Raw genomic sequence first — 21,392 nt, 5'->3', positions numbered from 1 at the left:
TAGAGAAATGGCAAAATTAACAAAAAAGCAAAAGGAAGCTTTAAGCAAAGTAGAAAAAGGAAGAGCTTACAATCTTGAAGAAGGTTCTGCTCTTGTGAAAGAAGTAAACACTGCAAAGTTTGATGCTTCTGTAGATATCGCTGTAAGATTGGGTGTAGATCCAAGAAAAGCAAACCAAATGGTTAGAGGTGTAGTATCTCTTCCTCACGGAACTGGTAAAGATGTTAAAGTATTAGCTCTTGTAACACCAGATAAAGAAGCTGAAGCTAAAGAAGCTGGAGCTGATTATGTAGGTCTTGACGAATATTTACAAAAAATCAAAGATGGTTGGACTGATGTTGACGTGATCGTTACTATGCCAGCTGTTATGGGTAAATTAGGACCTTTAGGTAGAGTATTAGGACCAAGAGGTCTTATGCCAAACCCTAAGTCAGGAACTGTAACAATGGAAATTGGTAAAGCAGTAACTGAAGTAAAATCAGGTAAGATTGATTTCAAAGTAGATAAATATGGTATTATCCATGCAGGTATTGGTAAAGTATCTTTCGATGCTGCTAAAATCAAAGAAAATGCTCAGGAATTAATCCAGACATTGATCAAAATGAAGCCAACTGCTGCTAAAGGTACATATGTAAAAAGCATTTATTTGTCTTCTACAATGAGCCCGGGTATTGCAATTGATACAAAATCTGTAAACTAATATAAATCCTTAAGACAATGACAAAAGACCAAAAAGTTGTAGCAATACAAGAGATCAAAGATTTGCTTCAGGATGCAAAAGTAGTATACGTAGCAGATTTAGAAGGGTTGAACGCTGCTAAGTCTTCAGATTTCAGAAGACAGGCTTTCAAACAAAATATCAAAGTAAAAGTGGTAAAAAATACACTTTTACAAAAAGCAATGGAGCAGATTGACGGAGTAGATTACTCTGAAATGTTCCCTACTTTCAAAGGGAATTCTGCGATTATGATTGCTGAAACAGCAAATGCTCCTGCAAAATTAATCCAAGGATTCAGAAAGAAAGAAGAAAAGCCGGCTTTAAAATCTGCTTATCTTCAGGAAACTTTCTATGTTGGAGACGAAAATCTAGGTACACTTGCTAATATCAAGTCTAGAGAAGAAATGATCGGAGAAATCATCGGATTACTTCAATCTCCAATTCAAAGAGTTGTTTCTGCTCTTCAAAACAAACCTGAAACAGTAGAAGCTAAAGCTGAAGAAGCTGCTGCACCTGCTGTAGAAGAAACTCCTGCTGAGGCAGCTCCTGAAGCTCCTGCTGCAGAAAGCACTGAAGAAACTCCAAGTGCTGAATAATTAGACTCAAAAAATTAAATAAAATAATCAACAAAAAACATTACAACAATGTCAGATTTAAAAAATTTAGCTGAAACGCTAGTAAACTTAACAGTAAAAGACGTAAATGAATTAGCTGCTATCCTTAAGGATGAGTACGGAATTGAGCCAGCTGCTGCTGCAGTAGTAGTTGCAGGTGGAGGTGCAGGTGAAGCTGCTGAAGAAAAAACTGAATTCGACGTAATTCTTAAGTCTGCAGGTGCTTCTAAATTAGCTATCGTTAAATTAGTAAAAGATTTAACTGGTGCTGGTCTTAAAGAAGCTAAAGATATCGTAGATGGTGCTCCTGCTCCAATCAAAACTGGTATCTCTAAAGACGAGGCTGAAGCTCTTAAGAAGCAATTAGAAGAAGCTGGTGCTGAAGTAGAATTGAAATAATTCAATTTACCTTACAAATATAAACCTGGACCTCGGTCCGGGTTTTTTTATGGAATAGAATCATCAAGTAGATAGATTGATCTACTGGTTATTGTAAGCAGTATTGAGTAGATTTGAGTACTAATTGTTACTGCTTATTTACATTGAGGACATCTGTAATATAGTTTGTGTTAATATATTATAGAATAAATGTTGTGAATGTGGATAACTTTTTGTATCTTTGCTCCTCTTTTGGCGCTAATAATTGTTTGTAAATCTATAAAATATTGTAAATCAACTCTTTCATGGTAATGAAAGGGATTTTATGTTTATAGATATTGCGGCGTTTCTGCCTCAAAAGTATTAAAAATATTTTGCATTACGCTGTGAAAAGATATACCAGTGTTGCAGTTAGAAGTTGGATTAAAGACTTTTAGAATAAAGAACAAAGAATAAAGACCGATAATTGCGCCAAAATTTTCACACTTATTCTTGCTCTTACCTCTTCTCTCTTTTTGTCTTCTTCTGATATTTTTTTATAAATCAAAATATTTTTTAACCCTTCTTAAAAGTTTTATGAGTAAAACAGCAGCATCAATTAGGGGGAATCAGAGAATTAATTTCTCATCAGCAAAAGGAAAAATTATCACTCCAGACTTCTTGGATATCCAATTAGAGTCTTTTAAGGAGTTTTTTCAGCTTGATACCCTTCCTGAAGACAGGAAAAAAGAAGGTCTTCACAAGACTTTCCAGGAAAATTTCCCAATTACAGATTCAAGAAACCAATTCGTATTGGAATTCTTAGACTATCTGGTAGATTCTCCACGTTATTCAATCGACGAGTGTGTGGAAAGAGGTTTAACGTATTCAGTTCCTCTTAAAGCGAGACTTAAGTTGTATTGTACAGATCCTGAGCATGAGGATTTCCAAACAGTAGTTCAGGATGTATATTTAGGGCCGGTTCCTTATATGACGCCTAGTGGTTCTTTCATCATCAATGGTGCTGAGAGAGTTATTGTTACCCAGTTACACCGTTCTCCTGGTGTATTCTTCGGGCAGACTTACCACGCAAACGGAACCAAACTGTATTATTCAAGAATTATTCCTTTTAAAGGATCTTGGATGGAATTTACTACGGATATCAATAGCGTAATGTACGCGTATATCGACCGTAAGAAAAAATTACCATTAACTACCCTACTTAGAGCTATCGGATTTGAATCTGATAAGGATATTCTTCAGATTTTCGACCTTGCGGAAGAAGTGAAAGTATCTAAAGCCGCTCTTAAAAAAGTAGAAGGAAGAACATTAGCTGCGAGAGTATTGAACACATGGTTCGAAGATTTCGTAGATGAGGATACGGGTGAAGTTGTTTCTATTGAGAGAAACGAAATCATCCTGGACAGAGAGACTATTCTTGAAAAAGAACATTTAGATCTTATTCTTGATGCTGGTGTGAAATCTATTTTGATTCACAAAGAAAACAGCAATGAATTCTCTATCATCCAGAATACATTACAAAAAGACCCTACCAACTCTGAAAAAGAAGCGGTAGAATACATCTATCGTCAGTTAAGAAATGCAGATCCGCCAGATGAGGAGACCGCAAGAGGAATTATTGAAAAATTATTCTTCTCTGAGCAGAGATACTCATTAGGAGAAGTAGGACGTTACAGATTGAACAAAAAGTTAGGTCTTAATATTCCTACTACAACTGAAGTTCTTACTAAAGAAGATATCATTGCGATTGTAAGACATTTGATCGAATTGGTAAATTCTAAAGCAGAAGTTGATGATATCGACCACTTATCAAACAGAAGAATTAAAACTGTTGGTGAGCAATTAGCAGGTCAGTTCGGTGTTGGTCTTTCAAGAATTGCAAGAACAATCAAGGAAAGAATGAACGTTAGAGATAACGAAATCTTTACACCGCTTGATCTTGTTAATGCTAAGACTTTAACCTCTGTAATTAATTCATTCTTTGGTACCAACCAGCTTTCTCAGTTCATGGACCAGACTAACCCATTGTCAGAGATTACTCACAAGAGAAGATTATCTGCACTAGGGCCTGGTGGTTTATCAAGAGAAAGAGCAGGTTTCGAGGTTCGTGACGTTCACCATACTCACTATGGAAGAATTTGTCCGATTGAAACTCCGGAAGGACCAAACATTGGTTTGATCTCTTCTTTGGGAATCTATGCAAAGATTAACAATTTAGGTTTCATCGAAACTCCATATAGAAAAGTAGAAGACAGTAAGATTGATCTTAATGCAGCTCCTATCTATCTTAATGCAGAAGATGAAGAAGATAAAGTAATTGCTCAGGCAAACGTTGAATTGAATGACAACGGTGAATTCGTTACAGACAGGATTATTGCAAGACTGGATGGAGATTACCCGGTAGTTGAACCTTCCCAGGTTAATCTTATTGACGTAGCACCAAACCAGATCTCTGGTATTTCAGCTTCATTAATTCCATTCTTGGAGCATGATGATGCGAACCGTGCATTGATGGGATCTAACATGATGCGTCAGGCCGTTCCTCTATTGAAGCCGCAGGCTCCAATCGTGGGTACAGGGCTTGAGCAACAAGTTGCAAGAGACTCAAGGATTTTGATCAACGCTGAAGGTACAGGTACTGTAGAGTATGTGGATGCAGATAAGATCACTATTAAATATGAAAGAAGCGATGACGAAGATTTAGTATCATTCGAATCAGCTACTAAAACATATAACTTAACTAAGTTTAGAAAAACCAACCAAAGTACAACGATTACTCTGAGACCAAACGTAAGAGTAGGTGAAACAGTAGAAAAAGGACAGGTACTTTGTGATGGGTATGCTACTGAAAACGGAGAATTAGCTCTTGGTAGAAACTTGGTGGTTGCGTTCATGCCTTGGAAAGGATATAACTTCGAGGATGCGATCGTAATCAATGAAAAAGTTGTTCGTGAAGACTGGTTTACATCAATCCACGTAGACGAATACTCTCTTGAAGTTCGTGATACCAAATTAGGTATGGAAGAATTAACAGCAGATATTCCAAACGTTTCAGAAGAAGCGACTAAGGATCTTGATGAAAACGGTATGATCAGAATTGGTGCTGAAGTGAAGCCTGGTGATATTATGATTGGTAAAATCACACCTAAAGGTGAATCCGACCCAACTCCTGAAGAAAAACTTCTGAGAGCGATTTTTGGTGACAAAGCCGGTGATGTAAAAGATGCTTCATTAAAAGCAGATTCTTCATTAAGAGGTGTTGTGATCAACAAAAAATTGTTCTCAAGAAATATTAAAGATAAAAAGAAGAGAACTGAAGAAAAACTTAAACTTGAAGAAATTGAAAACACTTACAAGGCTAAGTTTGATGAATTGAGAAATACTTTAATTGAAAAATTAAATACTCTTGTAAGCGGTAAAACTTCTCAAGGGGTTCATAATGACCTTGACGAAGAAATTATCGGAAAAGGAGTGAAGTTTACTCATAAATTATTGACTTCAGTTGAAGACTATGTAAACGTTAGCGGAGCAGATTGGACTGTTGATAACGATAAAAATGAATTGATCAAGCAATTGATTCATAATTATAAAATCAAGTTCAATGATATCCAAGGGGTTAAAAACCGTGAGAAATTTGCAATTTCTATCGGAGATGAGCTTCCTGCAGGTATCATGAAGTTAGCTAAAGTTTATATTGCTAAAAAACGTAAACTGAATGTAGGAGATAAAATGGCAGGACGTCACGGTAATAAAGGGATTGTATCCAGAATTGTTCGTGAAGAAGATATGCCATTCCTTGAAGACGGAACACCGGTAGATATCGTATTGAATCCACTTGGGGTACCTTCCCGTATGAACATCGGACAGATTTATGAAACAGTTCTTGGATGGGCTGGTCAGAAATTAGGAATGACGTTCGCTACACCAATCTTCGATGGAGCAAGTCTTGAGCAGATTACTGAGTACACAGAAAAAGCAGGTCTTCCTAAATTCGGTAACACTCACCTTTATGACGGAGGTACCGGAGAAAGATTTACTCAGCCTGCTACTGTTGGGGTTATCTATATGTTGAAACTAGGACACATGGTAGATGATAAAATGCACGCTCGTTCTATTGGTCCTTACTCATTGATTACTCAGCAGCCGTTAGGAGGTAAAGCTCAGTTCGGAGGTCAGAGATTCGGAGAGATGGAGGTTTGGGCTCTTGAAGCATTCGGAGCATCCAATATCCTTAGAGAGATCCTTACTGTGAAGTCGGATGACGTGATTGGTAGAGCAAAAACTTATGAAGCTATTGCAAAAGGTGAGTCTATGCCTGAACCAGGTATTCCGGAATCATTCAATGTATTGCTTCACGAGTTACAAGGTCTTGGATTAGACGTAAGATTGGAGGAGTAAATTAAAGATTTAATTACTAAAAATTAAAGAATTAATAAACTCCGAGATGATAAGAGAGAAAGTAATTTTAAATCTTTCAATCTTTTAATCTTTTAATCAAAATAAAAATTATGTCAAATAAAAATAAATCAAGTAGATTTAATAAAATAACCATCGGTTTAGCTTCTCCCGAATCCATTCTTCAGGATTCAAGAGGGGAGGTTCTAAAACCGGAAACTATTAACTACAGAACGCATAAGCCTGAAAGAGATGGTTTGTTCTGTGAAAAAATCTTCGGTCCTATTAAAGATTACGAATGTGCTTGTGGTAAGTACAAGAGAATTCGTTACAAGGGGATCGTTTGTGACCGTTGTGGGGTTGAAGTTACGGAGAAGAAAGTAAGAAGAGAGAGAATTGGACACATTAATCTTGTAGTTCCTATCGCTCACATCTGGTATTTCCGTTCTTTACCAAACAAAATCGGTTACCTTTTAGGTATTCCTTCCAAGAAATTGGATATGATTATCTATTATGAAAGATATGTTGTAATCCAGCAGGGTATTGCTAAAAAATTGGACGGTTCCGATTTTGATAAAATGGAATTCTTAACAGAAGAAGAATACCTTGATATCATGGATACCCTTCCTGTTGAGAACCAGTATCTTGATGATTCTGATCCTAACAAATTCATCGCTAAAATGGGTGCTGAAGCTGTTGAGGAATTATTAAAAAGAATCGATCTTGATGCATTATCTTTCGACCTGAGACACAAAGCTCACAATGAAGGTTCTAAGCAAAGAAGAACTGAGGCTCTGAAAAGATTAAATGTTGTAGAAGCATTGAGAGGTGCTAATACAAGAATGATCAACAGACCTGAGTGGATGATCATGCGTGTACTTCCGGTAATCCCACCAGAGTTAAGACCTTTGGTTCCATTGGATGGTGGACGTTTCGCTACTTCCGATTTGAATGACCTTTATAGAAGAGTTATTATCAGAAATAACCGTTTAAAGAGACTTTTAGAGATCAAAGCCCCGGAAGTAATCTTAAGAAACGAGAAGCGTATGCTTCAGGAATCAGTAGATTCATTATTCGATAATACAAGAAAATCTTCTGCAGTAAAATCTGAATCAAACAGACCATTAAAATCACTTTCTGATTCATTGAAAGGTAAGCAAGGTCGTTTCCGTCAGAACTTATTAGGAAAAAGGGTAGATTACTCTGCACGTTCCGTAATTGTTGTAGGTCCAAACTTACAACTTCACGAGTGTGGTATTCCTAAAGATATGGCTGCGGAACTTTACAAACCGTTTATCATTAGAAAACTAATTGAAAGAGGGATTGTAAAAACAGTAAAATCTGCAAAAAGAATTATTGATAGAAAAGAACCTGTAGTTTATGATATCCTTGAAAATGTTATGAAAGGTCACCCTGTTCTACTGAACAGAGCACCTACGCTTCACAGACTGGGTATCCAGGCTTTCCAACCTAAGATGATCGAAGGTAAGGCAATCCAGCTACACCCGTTAGTAACAACGGCCTTCAATGCCGATTTCGATGGTGACCAGATGGCGGTACATTTACCGTTAGGCCCTGAAGCAATCCTTGAAGCTCAGTTATTAATGTTAGGTTCTCAGAATATTTTGAACCCGGCTAACGGTTCTCCAATCACGGTACCTTCTCAGGACATGGTTCTTGGTCTTTATTTCATGACTAAAGAATTGAGCTCTACTGAAGATATGAAAGTGAAAGGTGAAGGTTTAGCATTCTATTCTCCGGAGGAAGCAGAAATTGCTTATGCAGAAGGAAAAGTTTCTTTAAATGCTAAGGTAAGATGTAGATTACCAGTTAAAGAAAATGGAGAATTGGTTACAAGATTAATTGAAACATCTGTTGGTAGAATTTTATTCAACCAGATCGTACCTAAACAGGTTGGTTATATCAATGAACTTTTAACTAAAAAGTCATTGAGAAATGTTATTGGTAAAATTCTTGCCGATACAGACTTCCCTACAACGGTTAAATTCCTTGATGCAATGAAAGACTTAGGTTATTCTAACGCATTTAAAGGAGGTCTTTCGTTCTCACTTGGGGATATTGTGGTTCCTGCTGAGAAGAAGCAGATGGTTGCGCAGGCAATCGGAACTGTAGATGAGATTAGAGCCAACTATAACATGGGTCTTATCACAGATACAGAACGTTATAATCAGGTAATTGACGTTTGGACGAATACCAACGCAGGATTAACTGAAATGATCATGAGCAGAATGAAAACCGACCAAGGTGGTTTCAACTCTGTATACATGATGCTTGATTCTGGTGCGAGGGGTTCTAAAGAACAGATCCGTCAGTTATCAGGGATGAGAGGTTTGATGGCAAAACCGCAAAAAGCAGGTTCTACCGGTGCGGAAATCATCGAAAACCCGATCCTTGCAAACTTTAAAGAAGGTCTTTCGATCCTTGAGTACTTTATCTCTACCCACGGTGCACGTAAAGGTCTTGCAGATACGGCTCTTAAAACGGCCGATGCCGGTTACTTAACAAGAAGATTGGTAGACGTAGCTCAGGATGTTATCGTTACAGAAGTAGATTGTGGTACTTTAAGAGGTACTGAAGTTACTGCTCTTAAGAAAAATGATGAGATCGTTGAGAAAATCTCTGAAAGAATTTTAGGTAGAGTTTCTCTTCATAACATCTATGATCCTGAAACAGATGAATTAATTGCTGAAGCAGATCAGGTAATCAACGAGCAGTTAGCGAGAAGAATTGAAGATGCAGGACTGGAAGCGGTTGAAGTTCGTTCACCATTAACTTGTGAAGCGAAGAAAGGTATCTGTGCTAAATGTTATGGTAGAAATCTTGCTACAGGTAAAATAATCCACATGGGTGAAGCGGTAGGTGTAATTGCAGCACAATCTATTGGGGAACCGGGAACTCAGTTAACATTGAGAACCTTCCACCAAGGGGGTACTGCGGGTAACGTATCAGAAAACCCATCAATCGTAGCAAGAAGAGATGGTATCGTTGAAATGGATGAAGTAAGAACAATTACTTCTGAAGATGAAAACGGAAATACAGCTGAAGTTGTAGTATCTCGTTCTACGGAATTCAGATTGGTTGCTGACAACGAATCCAGAACTCCTTTAATGGTTGCTAACGTACCTTACGGTTCAGTATTGGCTGTAAAACCTGGTGATAAAGTGAAGAAAGGTGATGTGATCTGTAAATGGGATCCGTATAACGCGGTTATCATTGCGGAAACATCCGGTAAAGTAGAATATGAAGATATTATCCAGGGTATTTCATTCCAACTTGAAATTGACGAACAAACAGGATTCGAAGAGAAAGTAATCTCTGAATCCAGAAATAAGAAAGCCGTACCTACCTTGAAGGTGGTAGATTCTAAAGGTGTTGAGCAAAGAGCTTATAACTTACCGGTAGGAGCCCACTTAATGGTTAATGATGGTGAGAAAATTAAGGCTGGTAAAGTCTTGATCAAGATCCCAAGAAAATCTGCAAAAGCAGGGGATATCACCGGAGGTCTTCCAAGGGTAACCGAATTATTCGAAGCAAGAAACCCTTCAAACCCAGCGGTTGTTACAGAAATCGATGGAGTAGTTTCTTACGGAAAAATCAAGAGAGGTAACCGTGAACTTATTGTAGAGGCTAAGACTGGAGAAAGAAAGATTTATTTAGTAAAACTTTCCAATCAGATCCTTGTTCAGGAGAATGACTTCGTAAGAGCTGGTTCACCACTTTCTGACGGATCAATCACTCCGGACGATATCTTAAGAATTAAAGGTCCAACAGCGGTTCAGGAATATCTTGTAAATGAAATTCAGGAAGTTTACCGTCTGCAAGGGGTGAAAATCGATGATAAACACTTTGAAATTATCGTTAGACAGATGATGACAAAAGTATCTATTGTTGATGGAGGTGATACTCAATTCCTTGAAGGAGCTTTGGAGCATAAATACGATTTCTTAGAGGAAAACAACAGAGTATTTGGTCTTAAAGTAGTTGTTGATGCTGGTGATTCTAAAGAATTCAGACCAGGTCAGATGATTACAGCGAGAGAATTGAGAGATGAAAACTCTAAATTGAAGCGTGAAGATCAAAATCTTGTTGAAGTGAGAGAAGCACTTCCTGCTACGGCTACGCCAGTATTGCAAGGGATCACAAGAGCGGCTCTACAAACTAAGTCATTCATGTCTGCAGCATCGTTCCAGGAAACCACTAAGGTTCTTAACGAAGCAGCAGTTGCTGGGAAAATTGATTTCCTAAGCGGTCTTAAAGAGAATGTAATTGTAGGACACAGAATTCCTGCAGGTACTGGTCTTAAAGAGTATCAGAATGTTATCGTAGGTTCTAAAAAAGAATTCGAAGATATTAACTAAAATGTATATAAAAGTTTCAGGATTCAAGTTTAAATTCTAAATTAGAGGCCTGAAACTTTTTAAACAAAAATATTTAAAGAAAACATGGACAATCAAAATCAAAATCCACAGGACGGAAACATCAACATCGAACTAAATGAAATGGTAGCGGCTGGAATCTATGCTAACTTAGCATTAGTAAACCACTCTCCATCTGAATTTGTAGTGGATTTCATCCAGTTAATGCCAGGTGTTCAGCAAGCTAAAGTAAGATCAAGAATCATTCTTGCTCCACTTCACGCTAAAAGAGTATTATCTGCTCTTCAACAGAACATTGCTAACTATGAGCAGCAATTCGGAGAAATCAAAGAAGTTGAGCCTTTCGTATTAGGTGGTAACAATGTACAAGCATAAGATTTTTCTTACATAAAACAACAAGATGCCTCAATGTATTGAGGCATTTTTTTATGCCTTATTTTAAGTGAAAATATTCGCATGATTATGATTCTCAGAAATAAATAGCCAATTCATTTAAATTAAATCAATAAAGGAATTTTTATTTATCACGACTTTAAATAAAGTAAATTATTCACAATTTAAATACAAATGATAAAAAATTAACATTTATTAAAGAATTCATTTTATATATTTGCTTTCTTATATAATTTGATATAAAATATGATAGATCATCAATTTATTAATAATAAATTCGGTTTTTTAGGCAATGATTTTATAAATGAAGTTCATCAACATGGTATTACAGATAAGATCAAAGCAAAAACTGAACTGATCAGTGAGGGGGAGAAAATCAAATTTATTCCTTTCATGATTTCAGGTTCTGTAAAAGTATATTGCCTTAACGATGGCCGTGAACTGATCTACTACTACGTAAGACGTAATGAAAGCTGCGTAATGACTTTTTCATCTATTTTCAGTAACTATATCAGTAAGATTTATGCTATTACGGAAGAAGATTCTGAAGTATTGCTGATTCCTGTTGCCATAATGCACGAATGGCTAATCCGTTTTCCGGCAATTAACAGGGTTTTTTATCAAGAGTATGACAAACGGTTTATTGACGTAATGAATATGGTGAATGAGGCTGTTTTCCATCGGTTGGATAAGAGGGTGTTAAATTATATCAAACAACAAATTGCAATAACGGGAAGTCATCCTATCAAATTAACGCATAAGGAAATTGCCAACAATCTTGGAACATCCAGAGAAGTGGTGAGCAGGGTTCTTAAGAAAATTGAAAACGAAGGAGAAATACTGCAGGGAAAAGATGGGATACGTGTTGCCGTTAATGAAAATGTTAGCCAATTCTAATAATAATTGTTTTTAATAGTTATTTTTAATAAAGTAATTGATAAATACAATTTGTTAGGTGACTTTTATCACCTACTTTTAAAATCGTAACTCTATAAGTTTGCCATACTAATATTTTATTAAGAATTGTATGACAAAAACTCTCCTATTTTTGTCAGTGTTAGCTTCAACTCTTGCCTATTCACAGGAAGATTTGTTGAAGGACATTGACACCATTAAAACAAATACTGAAAATTCTCAACCCGCCTTTAAGGCGCTCCAGATTGTCACAGGACAGTCCACAAAACTTGCTGCTAAAAACGAATGGTATATTGTAGTCGCGCACCGTTTCGGTGACATCAGTACCGGGTTTAAAAACTTCTTTGGCTTAGATGATGCTTCTACAAAATTGGGAGCAATCTATGGTGTAACTGATTGGCTATCTTTAAACCTTTCAAGAGAGACCAACCAAAAAACATTTGAGGTTGGGGCGAAATATAAGCTTCTCAAGCAAAATGAAAACTTTCCGGTCGATGTCGTAGGATATAATGTTTTGGCTTTGAATACGGATTTGGATAAGGATAATTATCCAAATCTTCGTTTTAGTGACAGGCTTTCTTATCTTACTCAGGCGTTGATTTCGAGAAGATTTGATGACCGTTTGTCTCTTCAGCTTACTCCTTCTTATATCCATAAAAATCTTTATGACCAGAATATTGAAGATAAAAATCAATTCTTAACGGGGCTTGGGGGACGTTATAAGATCTCTAAAAGAATCTCTGTGAATGCTGAATATTTCGTGAATTTTGATAACCATAGTTTTTATAAAAATCCTTTATCGGTAGGGATGGATATAGAGACCGGAGGTCATGTATTTCAGCTTGTATTCAGTAATTCACAACTTAATTCTGATATTGGCTACCTTTCCAATGCTGTGGGAAATTGGGGCAAAGGGCATATTTATTTTGGGTTTAATCTTTACAGAGTTTTTTAATATGAAGAAGTTATTATACATCGTATCCTCGGCCGTTTTACTGATCTCGTGTGAAAGCAGAACCTATGATGAGATTTCAGATCATACGCCTATTACACAACAGGTAAAGTTTATAGCCGACATAAAACCGATTATCGATGCCAACTGTATTAGTTGCCATTCTGCAAACGGGCCGGGCTCTTTTCAGCCTCTAACCAATTATAATCAGGTGAAGAATAATATTGATAAAATAATAGATCGAATACAGAGACCTAACGGAGATCCCGGGAAAATGCCACAGGGCGGATCACTTTCCGCGACTCAGATTAATTTATTTATCAAATGGAAAGCTGATGGGCTTGTCGAAAATTAAAATTGAAAAAAATGAAAAAATTAGTAGTATTAATGATTGCCCTGTTATCCGGCAATCTTGTTCTAGCTCAGAAATACAGCTCTAAAACGGGTAAGGTAACCTTTGAAGCATCGGTACCGTTATTTGAAGATGTGTATGCCCAGGATGATAATAATGTAGCAGTAATCAATGCAGACACCGGGGATATAGCATCCATTTCGGTTGTAAAGAACTTTCATTTCAAAGTAAAGCTTATGGAAGAACACTTTAATGAAAGCTATGCCGAAACAGCCAAATATCCAAAGACAACCTTTACCGGAAAAATTGCAAATTTTGATAAAAGCAAACTTTCTGCAACCCCACAGAAATATACAGTACAGGGAACATTAAACTTTCATGGAGTTAATAAACCTGTTACCTCTACAGCAAGTATTTCTTCCAAGGACGGCAAAATATATATGCAGGGAACATTTGTAGCAAGACCCGCTGATTTTAATGTGACCATTCCAAAGATGGTGACCAAAAAGATTGCTGAGAATATTAATGTTGAATACAATTATATCCTGGTAAAACAATGAAAAACTTAATTCTGATCGTAAGTATGTTCCTGAGCTTTTCGTTGACATCTGCCCAGGAAAAAGCAAAATCAATTTTTGATATTGCCAGAAGCGGAACTGTTGCTGAGGTTAAAGAGCTGATGAAGCAAGACCCGGATGTTATTAATAAGACAAATGAAAGCGGTTTTTCTCCTCTTATTTTAGCTTGTTACAGAGGGAATCTTGAAGTAGCTAAATTCCTCATTGAAAATGTAAAAGATGTTAATTATAAGAGCCGGGAAGGAACGGCCCTTGCGGGTCTTTCTGTTAAATATAATAAGGAATTGGTAGCGCTTTTATTAAAGAAAAATGCAGATCCTAATATCCAGGATTCAACCGGATCAACGCCTCTTTTCTGGGCCGTAAAATTCGGAAATAAAGAACTAATAGAATTATTATTAAAGCATAAAGCTGATAAACAAATCAAAGATTCAATGGGGATGACACCATTTGAATATGCCTTACAAACAAACAATAAAGACATCATTAACCTTTTAAAAAATTAAGAATATGAAAAAAGTTTTACTAACATTAGGCCTTATAATGGCGAGTATGGTCTCGGCACAGTTTTTCTCATCAGGTACTGTAAACCTGGGATCAACCGGAATGAGTGTAAAATTAGATACTTCACCAAGTTTGGTTACAATAACCCTAAAGGGACCGGATACAACTTTTTTGGGAATAGGTTTTGGAAACGTTGGTATGGCTAATGGGGCTGACGGGTTTGTTTATAATGCAAATTCTACAGCGAACACAAATTTAGATTATACCTTTGGTGGAATTGGCTCTATTTCTCCGGATGCTACACAAAATTGGACAATGACATCCAATACGACAAGTGGTGGTATAAGAACTGTTGTTGCTACCAGATCTCTAACAGGAGGAGCAGAAGATTTTGCTATTTCAAATGCTGCGGGTTCGATTAACATTTTTTACGCAAAAGGAAATAACACGTTGAACTTGAGTTACCACGGTGGTGCAAACAGAGGTTATGCAACATTAAACATGGCTGGAGCCTTATCAACCGGTGAGGTTATTGCTCAAAATAATAAGGTGGTTCTTTATCCTAATCCTGCAAAAGAAACTGTAAACTTCAAAAATGCTGATAAAATAAAATCGGTCGATATTTATGAAGCAACGGGAAGAAAAGTAAGATCTGTAAAATTAAACGGTGAGAATATCAGTGTTTCTGATTTAAAATCCGGAAACTATTATTTTGAAATTACATTGAAAGATGGGACTTTATCTTTTGAAAAACTGATCAAGGAATAAGAAAAAATTAAAGCTTAAAAATACCTCTAGAAATAGAGGTATTTTTATTATATAGAAAGCCTGCTTCGAATTCAGATTATTTCAATAATTTTAGTACCCACAAAATAAAATCAATGGAATTCAGAAATTTAGCAGACCTTACGTTTACGGACCTTTTAGATGTGTTTAATCTTTCTTTTTCTGATTACCTTGTCCCTTTCCATTTAACACAAGAACAGCTCTCTTCAAAGATTCATACAGAGAAAATAGACATGACTCTTTCAGTAGGTGTCTTTAATGAAGGGCAGATCGTAGCTTTTATTCTGCATGCCGAAAAAACAGAAGATGGAAAGCGGATGATATACAATGCCGGAACCGGAGTTGTACCTGATTTTCGCGGAAAAGGATTGGTGAGACAAATGTATGATTATATTCTTCCTGTACTTCAGGAAAGAAAAACAGATCTGATAATGCTTGAAGTCATTAATGGAAATGAGCCTGCTATCCGTGCCTATACTCATCTGGGATTCAAGATTACCCGAAGATTAGATTGTTATAAAGGAAATATAAAGCCTGCAGAGATAGGACCTGATATTACTATACAGCAGTTAAACAGTTTTCAATGGGGAGTATTTAAGTCTTTCTGGGATATTCAACCTTCCTGGCAAAGTTCCGTCATGGTACTTGAAAAAATGCGTGAAGACTTGATAATTCTCGGTGCATATAAAAAAGATGAGTTAATAGGGTACGCTATTTTTAATCCCGTAATCGTAAAAGTATATCAGATAGCAGTAAGTAAAGAGCATAGGAGAAATAGAATTGGAATGGATCTTTTAAGGGGTATTGCTGAGAAGAGTGAAGGAAAGATAATAAGTATAAATAATGTTGATGATTCTTCTGAATCTACCGCTAAATTTCTTAATGCGATGGGGCTTGAAAATTGGGTGTCGCAGTTTGAGATGGAGAATAGTCAACTTTTTAATTATTGTGTATAATTTTCGTGAGTTTTCAATTTCTTTAATATAGTTTTAATCCATTAAACTTTCCCGGGAAGAAGATAGGGTGTAACTTTGCGGAAAATTTTTATAATGAAGCGCGGAATACAAATTTTACTTCTGTTTATTTCTATGATAGGGTGGGCTCAGAAAGCTCCTGTTGATACCACGCAGATCATAACTCCAAACCGATACAACAGCGTTGATGCTCAAACCAAACCATATGTGATCATGATTTCTACAGATGGTTTCCGATATGATTATGCTAAAAAATATCATGCTGAAAATCTTTTAAACTTATCCAATAACGGGGTTCAGGCAAAAGCAATGATTCCAAGTTATCCGAGTATCACATTTCCTAACCATTGGAGCCTGATCACAGGATTATATCCTGCCCATCATGGATTGATTGATAACTTCTTCTATGATTACAAGAGAAAGAAATTTTATGCAATGAGTGACAAGAAAAATGCTGAAGACGGGAGCTGGTATGGAGGGCTTCCTCTTTGGGGGCTGGCAGAAAAACAGGGAATGATTTCTGCGACAATGATGTGGGTAGGCTCAGCAAGTGATGCCGGTGGAGAAAGACCTACTTATTATTATGCTTACCACGACCAATTTACTCCTTCTGAAAAAGTAGATAAGGTGGTGAACTGGCTGAAATTACCCATGGATAAAAGACCTCATTTTATTACATTGTATTTCCCTGAAGTAGACGGGAGCGGCCATCATTTCGGACCGGATTCAAAAGAAACTGAAGATGCCGTGCATTTGATAGATAAAGCCATCGGAGAGCTTGTTCAGAAAGTAAATAACTTAGGACTGAAAAATGTGAATTTTATTTTTGTTTCAGACCATGGAATGATCAAAGTAGATAGGGGAACCCCTTTGGAAATTCCTAAAATGCTGTTCGATAAAAGTAGGTTTGATTTCTATAATTCCCAGACGTTATTGAGGGTTGTGGTAAAGAATCCTGAAGAAACTAAAACTGTTTACAATGAACTCAAAGCCGGTAAGACAGACGACTATGACGTGTATTTAGATAAAAGGCTTCCAAAATACCTGCATTTTGGAACCAGAGATGATCAATACCATAGAATCGGACAGATTCTTTTGATACCAAAAGCACCCAAGATATTTTTGGAAAAAGGAAAAACGACTTCCGTTGGAAAGCATGGATATAATCCAAGGCTTGTACCAGAAATGAAAGCAACATTTTTAGCCTGGGGGCCGCAATTTAAAAGTAATGTGGTGATTGATGAATTTGCAAATGTTCATGTTTATCCTTTAGTAGCAGAAATCTTGGGTTTAAAAAATGATCAGCCAATTGACGGAAAACTAAAAGTTCTGAAAGGAACTTTAAAAGATAATTAGAGTTTACTTCTTAATAAAAAGTTTCGGCGCACCAAAGGTGCGCCGAAACTTTTTCTATGATTCAGATTGTGATTCTTCCGCATCATTTTCTGAAAAGTTAATTTTAAAAATTAAATTGAGTTGCAAACTCTTTAGCAAACTCTTCTAATTTAGTTCCTCCCGTGACAGGCGAGCCGTGTTCAACAAAATCTTTTTGGACAACTCCTGTTCGTATTCCTCTTCCCATTTCAGTATATAATTCTGCCATTTCCTGAGGAAGGCCTCCTTGTAGCGCTCCGTTCAAATACTCTTCATCTGTAAATTCTACCCACGGCAATTCAGGCTTTCCTATGGCTGAGCCTAAAACAGAGGCAAAGTCAGAACCTGGACGGATATCACTTACGGCATATCTTATTTTTTTACCATCGGTATTTTTAACCAGTTCTTCAGCAGCTATTTTTGCAATATCAACCGGGTGAACTACAGGAATATTTGTATTTTCAGGATAATTTCCTCCTATAATTCCTGCGTTTTGTATCAATGGAATATCATTAAAGAAGTTATTATAAAAATAACCAGCACGAACGAATGTTACCGATGTGTTTTCTAATCCGTTATAAAGATTTTCAATCTGATGGAGACCTTTAATCGGACCATTTTCTATCGGAGAAGCTGCACCTACACTGCTTAGCATAACAACGTGTTTCACATTTGTTTTTTTGATGGCTTCTGTATAGTTTTTTCCAACACTGATTGTATCTTCAACGATTTGAGTAGCTCCCAAATTAGGCGGGGTCATTACAAATACGGCATCTGCACCTTCAAATGTTTTAATTAAAAAGTCCAGATCTGTAATGGATCCGATGGCTGCTTTTGCTCCTAAGGATTGTATTCCATTTTTTTTAGATTCGCTGCTGCTGATAACGGTAATATCATGCCCTTCAGCAATAAGTTGCTGAGCTAATGGTTGGGCAACATTTCCTAATGAACCTGTGATGATGATTTTCATATGTAAATTTTTTATTGTTTGTATTTTTTTATTTCTGAGAACAAAGTTATATTTGTACTTACTTTTATACAAGTACTTACCCTAAAGTATGTGTCATGACAGCAATTAAAGAAAGTTCTACAATTCAGGAAAACAAAAAGAATATACTGGACCAGTGCCCGGTAATGTACGTTATGGAAAAAATCGGAGGTTTCTGGAAACCAATTATATTATTTCAGTTGTCTACAGGAGGGAAACGTTACAGTGAGTTAAAAAGGGCAATCCCGGAAGTCACAGAAAAAATGCTCATCCAGCATTTAAAACAATTGGAAGCGGATGGTTTGATCATCAGAACTGCAAAGCCTGTGGTGCCTCCTCATGTGACCTATGAACTTAGTGAAGCAGGGAATAAGCTTGCTCCTGTAATCGATGCTATGGCAGACTGGGCTTTTCAGGATATGAAGGGACAGCATAACTGGAAACCTGTTTAATACATATTTTAAAATACAACATAACAAAAAGCCCTTCATCTGAAGGGCCTTTCTATTAAAAAAATATCCGAAGAATTATAAAGTCTGCATATCAATCACAAAGCGGTATCTTACGTCGCTTTTTAACATCCTTTCATAAGCTTCGTTGATTTCGTTCATTTTGATGATTTCAATTTCAGAAACAATATTATGTTTCCCGCAGAAATCAAGCATCTCCTGTGTCTCAGCAATTCCCCCAATTACAGAGCCTGCTACAGATTTTCTCCCCATGATCATTGGAACTGTTTGAAGGATAGGTTCAAGACCTCCGAGATATCCTACAAGAACCAATGTTCCGCTGATATTTAATGTTGTAATATAAGGGTTAACGTCATGAACATAAGGAACGGTATCGATGATCACATCAAATTTTCCCTTTACAGAATCCATTTCTGCCTGCTCTGTAGAAATAACCACATGATCAGCTCCTAATTGTTTGGCATCTTCTGTTTTTCCGGGAGTTCTTGAGAAAAGAGTTACTTCAGCCCCTAATCCTTTAGCCAGTTTAATTGCCATATGTCCTAATCCTCCCAATCCGATAACAGCAACTTTTGATCCTGGTCCTACATTCCAATGTCTTAGTGGAGACCATGTTGTAATTCCTGCGCAAAGAAGGGGAGCCACTGCTGCTAGATCAAGATTTTCAGGAATTCTTAAAACGTGGTCGGAATCTACAACCACTTTCTGTGAATAACCACCAAAAGTATGTCCTCCCAAATGTTTGTCTTTTCCATTATAAGTTCCTGTAAAACCATTTAAACAATATTGTTCAAGATCATGTTTACAGCTCTCGCATGTCCCACATGAATCCACAATACATCCAACACCTGCAAGGTCTCCGACTTTGAATTTTGTAACTTCATTTCCGATTTTAGTAATTCTCCCTATAATTTCATGTCCGGGAACTGCAGGGTAGATCGTTCCTCCCCAGTCGTTTCTTGCTGTGTGAAGGTCAGAGTGGCAAACTCCGCAATAGAGTATTTCAATCTCCACATCATTAGGAGTTGGTTCCCTTCTTTCAATATTCATTTCTTTCAGGTCCGCTGTGGTAGACTCTGCTCCGTACGCTTTTACTGTGAATGTGCTCATTTGTTTTTAAATTTTAAGTTAGTGTTTTTGTTCATAAATTGTATTCTTCTCAGTCACCGGATCCGTATATTTAATAATACCGTTTGGAGTATTCGGGTTGATGGTACTATTTGTACATTTACTTTCCGGACTAGTAACTACCTGGAAGAATGTTGATGATAGCCTCAGGGTTCAGAAATCCATACATACTATCCTTTTTCAGGATGATAGAAAGTTTCTTGTTATTAAGATCAGTCTCAGGCATAAGAATGTCGTTATTTCTTTGCATTACCTTTTCGGTCTGGTATAACTGTTTAAGATACGTACCCGGTTAATTCCTCGGGGAAAGTATCCAATTGACTTTCTTATCCGGCAAACATCTTTTGTTTTCGAATGTTATCATTACAATGCAAAAGTCGATTCTTTTCGTTAAACAGCACTTATACAGATTACAGAAACATTTACCAATATTACAGACTCTATTAAAAGTAAAACAGAAAGTGGTAATTTTGAATAAGATTTAAAACGGATGCTATGGAAAATCAGGATATTAAAATAATCAACAGTGTTTCGGAATATAATAAAATGATGAATCATGAAACCTTGCATCCTTTGGTGAGCATTATTGACTTCTCTAAGTCCAATCCTATTTCCCAATATAGAAGGAGCTATGGTTTTTATACCGTATTTCTGAAAGATGTAATGTGTGGAGATATGTATTACGGAAAGAATAACTACGATTATCAGGAAGGGACGCTGGTTTTTATAGCACCGGGGCAAGTGTATGGGATGAGTAATGACGGGACCTATGTGCAACCAGGAGGATATGCTCTGATATTTCATCCCGATCTTATAAAAGGAACTAATCTGGGGAAAAATATTAAAGATTATTCTTTCTTTTCTTATGATGTTCATGAAGCTTTACACCTTTCCGAAAAAGAAAGAGAAATTATCCTGGAATGCTTTAAAAATATAAGGCTTGAACTGGAGCAATCCATTGATAAACACAGTAAATCCCTTATCGTAAACAATATCGAATTATTTCTCAACTATTGTATGCGCTTTTATGATCGCCAGTTTATTACCCGTGATCATGTAAATCAAGGCGTTATCGGGAAGTTTGAAAATCTTCTGAATGATTACCTGAAATCCGATAAACCCAAGAATATTGGATTTCCAATGGTCAATTATTTTGCTGAACAACTTAATCTTTCGGCGAATTATTTTGGTGATTTAATTAAAAAAGAATTAGGAGTTTCTGCCCAGGAATTTATCCATAATAAACTGATTGATGTTGCAAAAGAGGAAATTTATAATCCATCGAAATCAATCAGCCAGATTTCTTATGACCTGGGTTTTAAGTATCCCCAGCATTTTACAAGGTTGTTTAAGGCAAAAGTCGGAGTATCACCAAGTGAATACAAAACTTTAAATTGATTGAATTATCGTCGAAGTTTATTTATAGATTTCTATCATTTGCGTTTAAACGAATCGTGAGAATAGGTAATTTCTTTC

General features: G+C 36.6%; 19 protein-coding genes. 16 read left to right on the top strand and 3 right to left on the bottom strand.

Annotation, left to right across the window (positions count from 1 at the left end):
* The first annotated feature begins 7 nt into the window (after positions 1-7).
* The 14 genes from rplA (at position 8) to AC0INN_RS17110 (ending at position 17,312) form a co-directional block, all read left to right on the top strand.
* Positions 8-700 carry a 50S ribosomal protein L1 gene (gene rplA / locus AC0INN_RS17175; protein WP_172280666.1) on the top strand — a complete coding sequence of 231 codons (693 nt, stop codon included), beginning with the start codon at positions 8-10 and terminating at the stop codon, positions 698-700.
* Between the two features lie 17 nt (positions 701-717).
* On the top strand, positions 718-1,314 hold the full coding sequence (gene rplJ, locus AC0INN_RS17170) for a 50S ribosomal protein L10 (RefSeq protein WP_273649580.1): 597 nt from the start codon (positions 718-720) through the stop codon (positions 1,312-1,314).
* Between the two features lie 48 nt (positions 1,315-1,362).
* On the top strand, positions 1,363-1,731 hold the full coding sequence (gene rplL, locus AC0INN_RS17165) for a 50S ribosomal protein L7/L12 (RefSeq protein WP_143884219.1): 369 nt from the start codon (positions 1,363-1,365) through the stop codon (positions 1,729-1,731).
* A 555-nt stretch (positions 1,732-2,286) separates the two neighbouring features.
* Positions 2,287-6,108 carry a DNA-directed RNA polymerase subunit beta gene (gene rpoB / locus AC0INN_RS17160; RefSeq protein ID WP_172280662.1) on the top strand — a complete coding sequence of 1,274 codons (3,822 nt, stop codon included), beginning with the start codon at positions 2,287-2,289 and terminating at the stop codon, positions 6,106-6,108.
* Between the two features lie 110 nt (positions 6,109-6,218).
* Positions 6,219-10,484 (top strand): DNA-directed RNA polymerase subunit beta', encoded by a 4,266-nt coding sequence (rpoC, locus tag AC0INN_RS17155; protein WP_172280659.1) that lies wholly within the window; start codon positions 6,219-6,221, stop codon positions 10,482-10,484.
* Between the two features lie 84 nt (positions 10,485-10,568).
* Positions 10,569-10,877 carry a DUF3467 domain-containing protein gene (locus AC0INN_RS17150; RefSeq protein WP_089027859.1) on the top strand — a complete coding sequence of 103 codons (309 nt, stop codon included), beginning with the start codon at positions 10,569-10,571 and terminating at the stop codon, positions 10,875-10,877.
* 264 nt (positions 10,878-11,141) lie between these two features.
* Positions 11,142-11,792, top strand: a complete 651-nt coding sequence (locus AC0INN_RS17145) for a Crp/Fnr family transcriptional regulator (RefSeq protein ID WP_172280657.1) — start codon at positions 11,142-11,144, stop codon at positions 11,790-11,792.
* Between the two features lie 130 nt (positions 11,793-11,922).
* Positions 11,923-12,765, top strand: coding sequence for a DUF5777 family beta-barrel protein (locus tag AC0INN_RS17140; RefSeq protein WP_273649575.1), 843 nt, complete (start codon positions 11,923-11,925; stop codon positions 12,763-12,765).
* 1 nt (position 12,766) lies between these two features.
* A complete protein-coding gene (locus AC0INN_RS17135; RefSeq protein WP_273649573.1) occupies positions 12,767-13,117 on the top strand; it encodes a c-type cytochrome in 351 nt (116 codons plus the stop codon).
* An 11-nt stretch (positions 13,118-13,128) separates the two neighbouring features.
* Positions 13,129-13,674: a YceI family protein gene (locus tag AC0INN_RS17130; protein ID WP_306614201.1), complete on the top strand. Its 546-nt coding sequence runs from the start codon at positions 13,129-13,131 to the stop codon at positions 13,672-13,674.
* Positions 13,671-14,198, top strand: a complete 528-nt coding sequence (locus AC0INN_RS17125; protein ID WP_273649568.1) for an ankyrin repeat domain-containing protein — start codon at positions 13,671-13,673, stop codon at positions 14,196-14,198. Before AC0INN_RS17130 ends, AC0INN_RS17125 begins: the two co-directional genes overlap by 4 nt.
* Positions 14,199-14,202: 4 nt before the next feature.
* Positions 14,203-14,964, top strand: coding sequence for a T9SS type A sorting domain-containing protein (locus tag AC0INN_RS17120; RefSeq protein WP_273649566.1), 762 nt, complete (start codon positions 14,203-14,205; stop codon positions 14,962-14,964).
* 113 nt (positions 14,965-15,077) lie between these two features.
* On the top strand, positions 15,078-15,938 hold the full coding sequence (locus AC0INN_RS17115) for a GNAT family N-acetyltransferase (RefSeq protein WP_273649564.1): 861 nt from the start codon (positions 15,078-15,080) through the stop codon (positions 15,936-15,938).
* 93 nt (positions 15,939-16,031) lie between these two features.
* The gene (locus AC0INN_RS17110) at positions 16,032-17,312 is read left to right on the top strand and encodes an alkaline phosphatase family protein (RefSeq protein WP_306614197.1); all 1,281 of its coding nucleotides are present in this window, start codon (positions 16,032-16,034) and stop codon (positions 17,310-17,312) included.
* Between the two features lie 103 nt (positions 17,313-17,415).
* Here AC0INN_RS17110 and AC0INN_RS17105 read toward each other — a convergent pair whose 3' ends face one another.
* On the bottom strand, positions 17,416-18,300 hold the full coding sequence (locus AC0INN_RS17105; RefSeq protein WP_273649560.1) for an NmrA family NAD(P)-binding protein: 885 nt from the start codon (positions 18,298-18,300) through the stop codon (positions 17,416-17,418).
* A 95-nt stretch (positions 18,301-18,395) separates the two neighbouring features.
* On the opposite strand from AC0INN_RS17105, the gene AC0INN_RS17100 reads away from it, so the two are divergent.
* Positions 18,396-18,770, top strand: coding sequence for a winged helix-turn-helix transcriptional regulator (locus tag AC0INN_RS17100; RefSeq protein ID WP_273649558.1), 375 nt, complete (start codon positions 18,396-18,398; stop codon positions 18,768-18,770).
* Between the two features lie 75 nt (positions 18,771-18,845).
* Here AC0INN_RS17100 and AC0INN_RS17095 read toward each other — a convergent pair whose 3' ends face one another.
* Together AC0INN_RS17095 and AC0INN_RS17090 are read right to left on the bottom strand one after the other, a co-directional pair.
* Positions 18,846-19,898 carry an NAD(P)-dependent alcohol dehydrogenase gene (locus AC0INN_RS17095; RefSeq protein WP_172280628.1) on the bottom strand — a complete coding sequence of 351 codons (1,053 nt, stop codon included), beginning with the start codon at positions 19,896-19,898 and terminating at the stop codon, positions 18,846-18,848.
* Between the two features lie 130 nt (positions 19,899-20,028).
* Entirely contained in the window at positions 20,029-20,166 is a 138-nt protein-coding gene (locus AC0INN_RS17090; protein ID WP_172280626.1) for a hypothetical protein, read from the bottom strand.
* Between the two features lie 245 nt (positions 20,167-20,411).
* On the opposite strand from AC0INN_RS17090, the gene AC0INN_RS17085 reads away from it, so the two are divergent.
* Entirely contained in the window at positions 20,412-21,314 is a 903-nt protein-coding gene (locus AC0INN_RS17085) for a helix-turn-helix domain-containing protein (protein WP_172280624.1), read from the top strand.
* Positions 21,315-21,392 lie beyond the last annotated feature (78 nt).

This window comes from Chryseobacterium subflavum (genome assembly GCF_055762745.1).
This window is presented reverse-complemented; position numbering and strand designations above follow the sequence as displayed.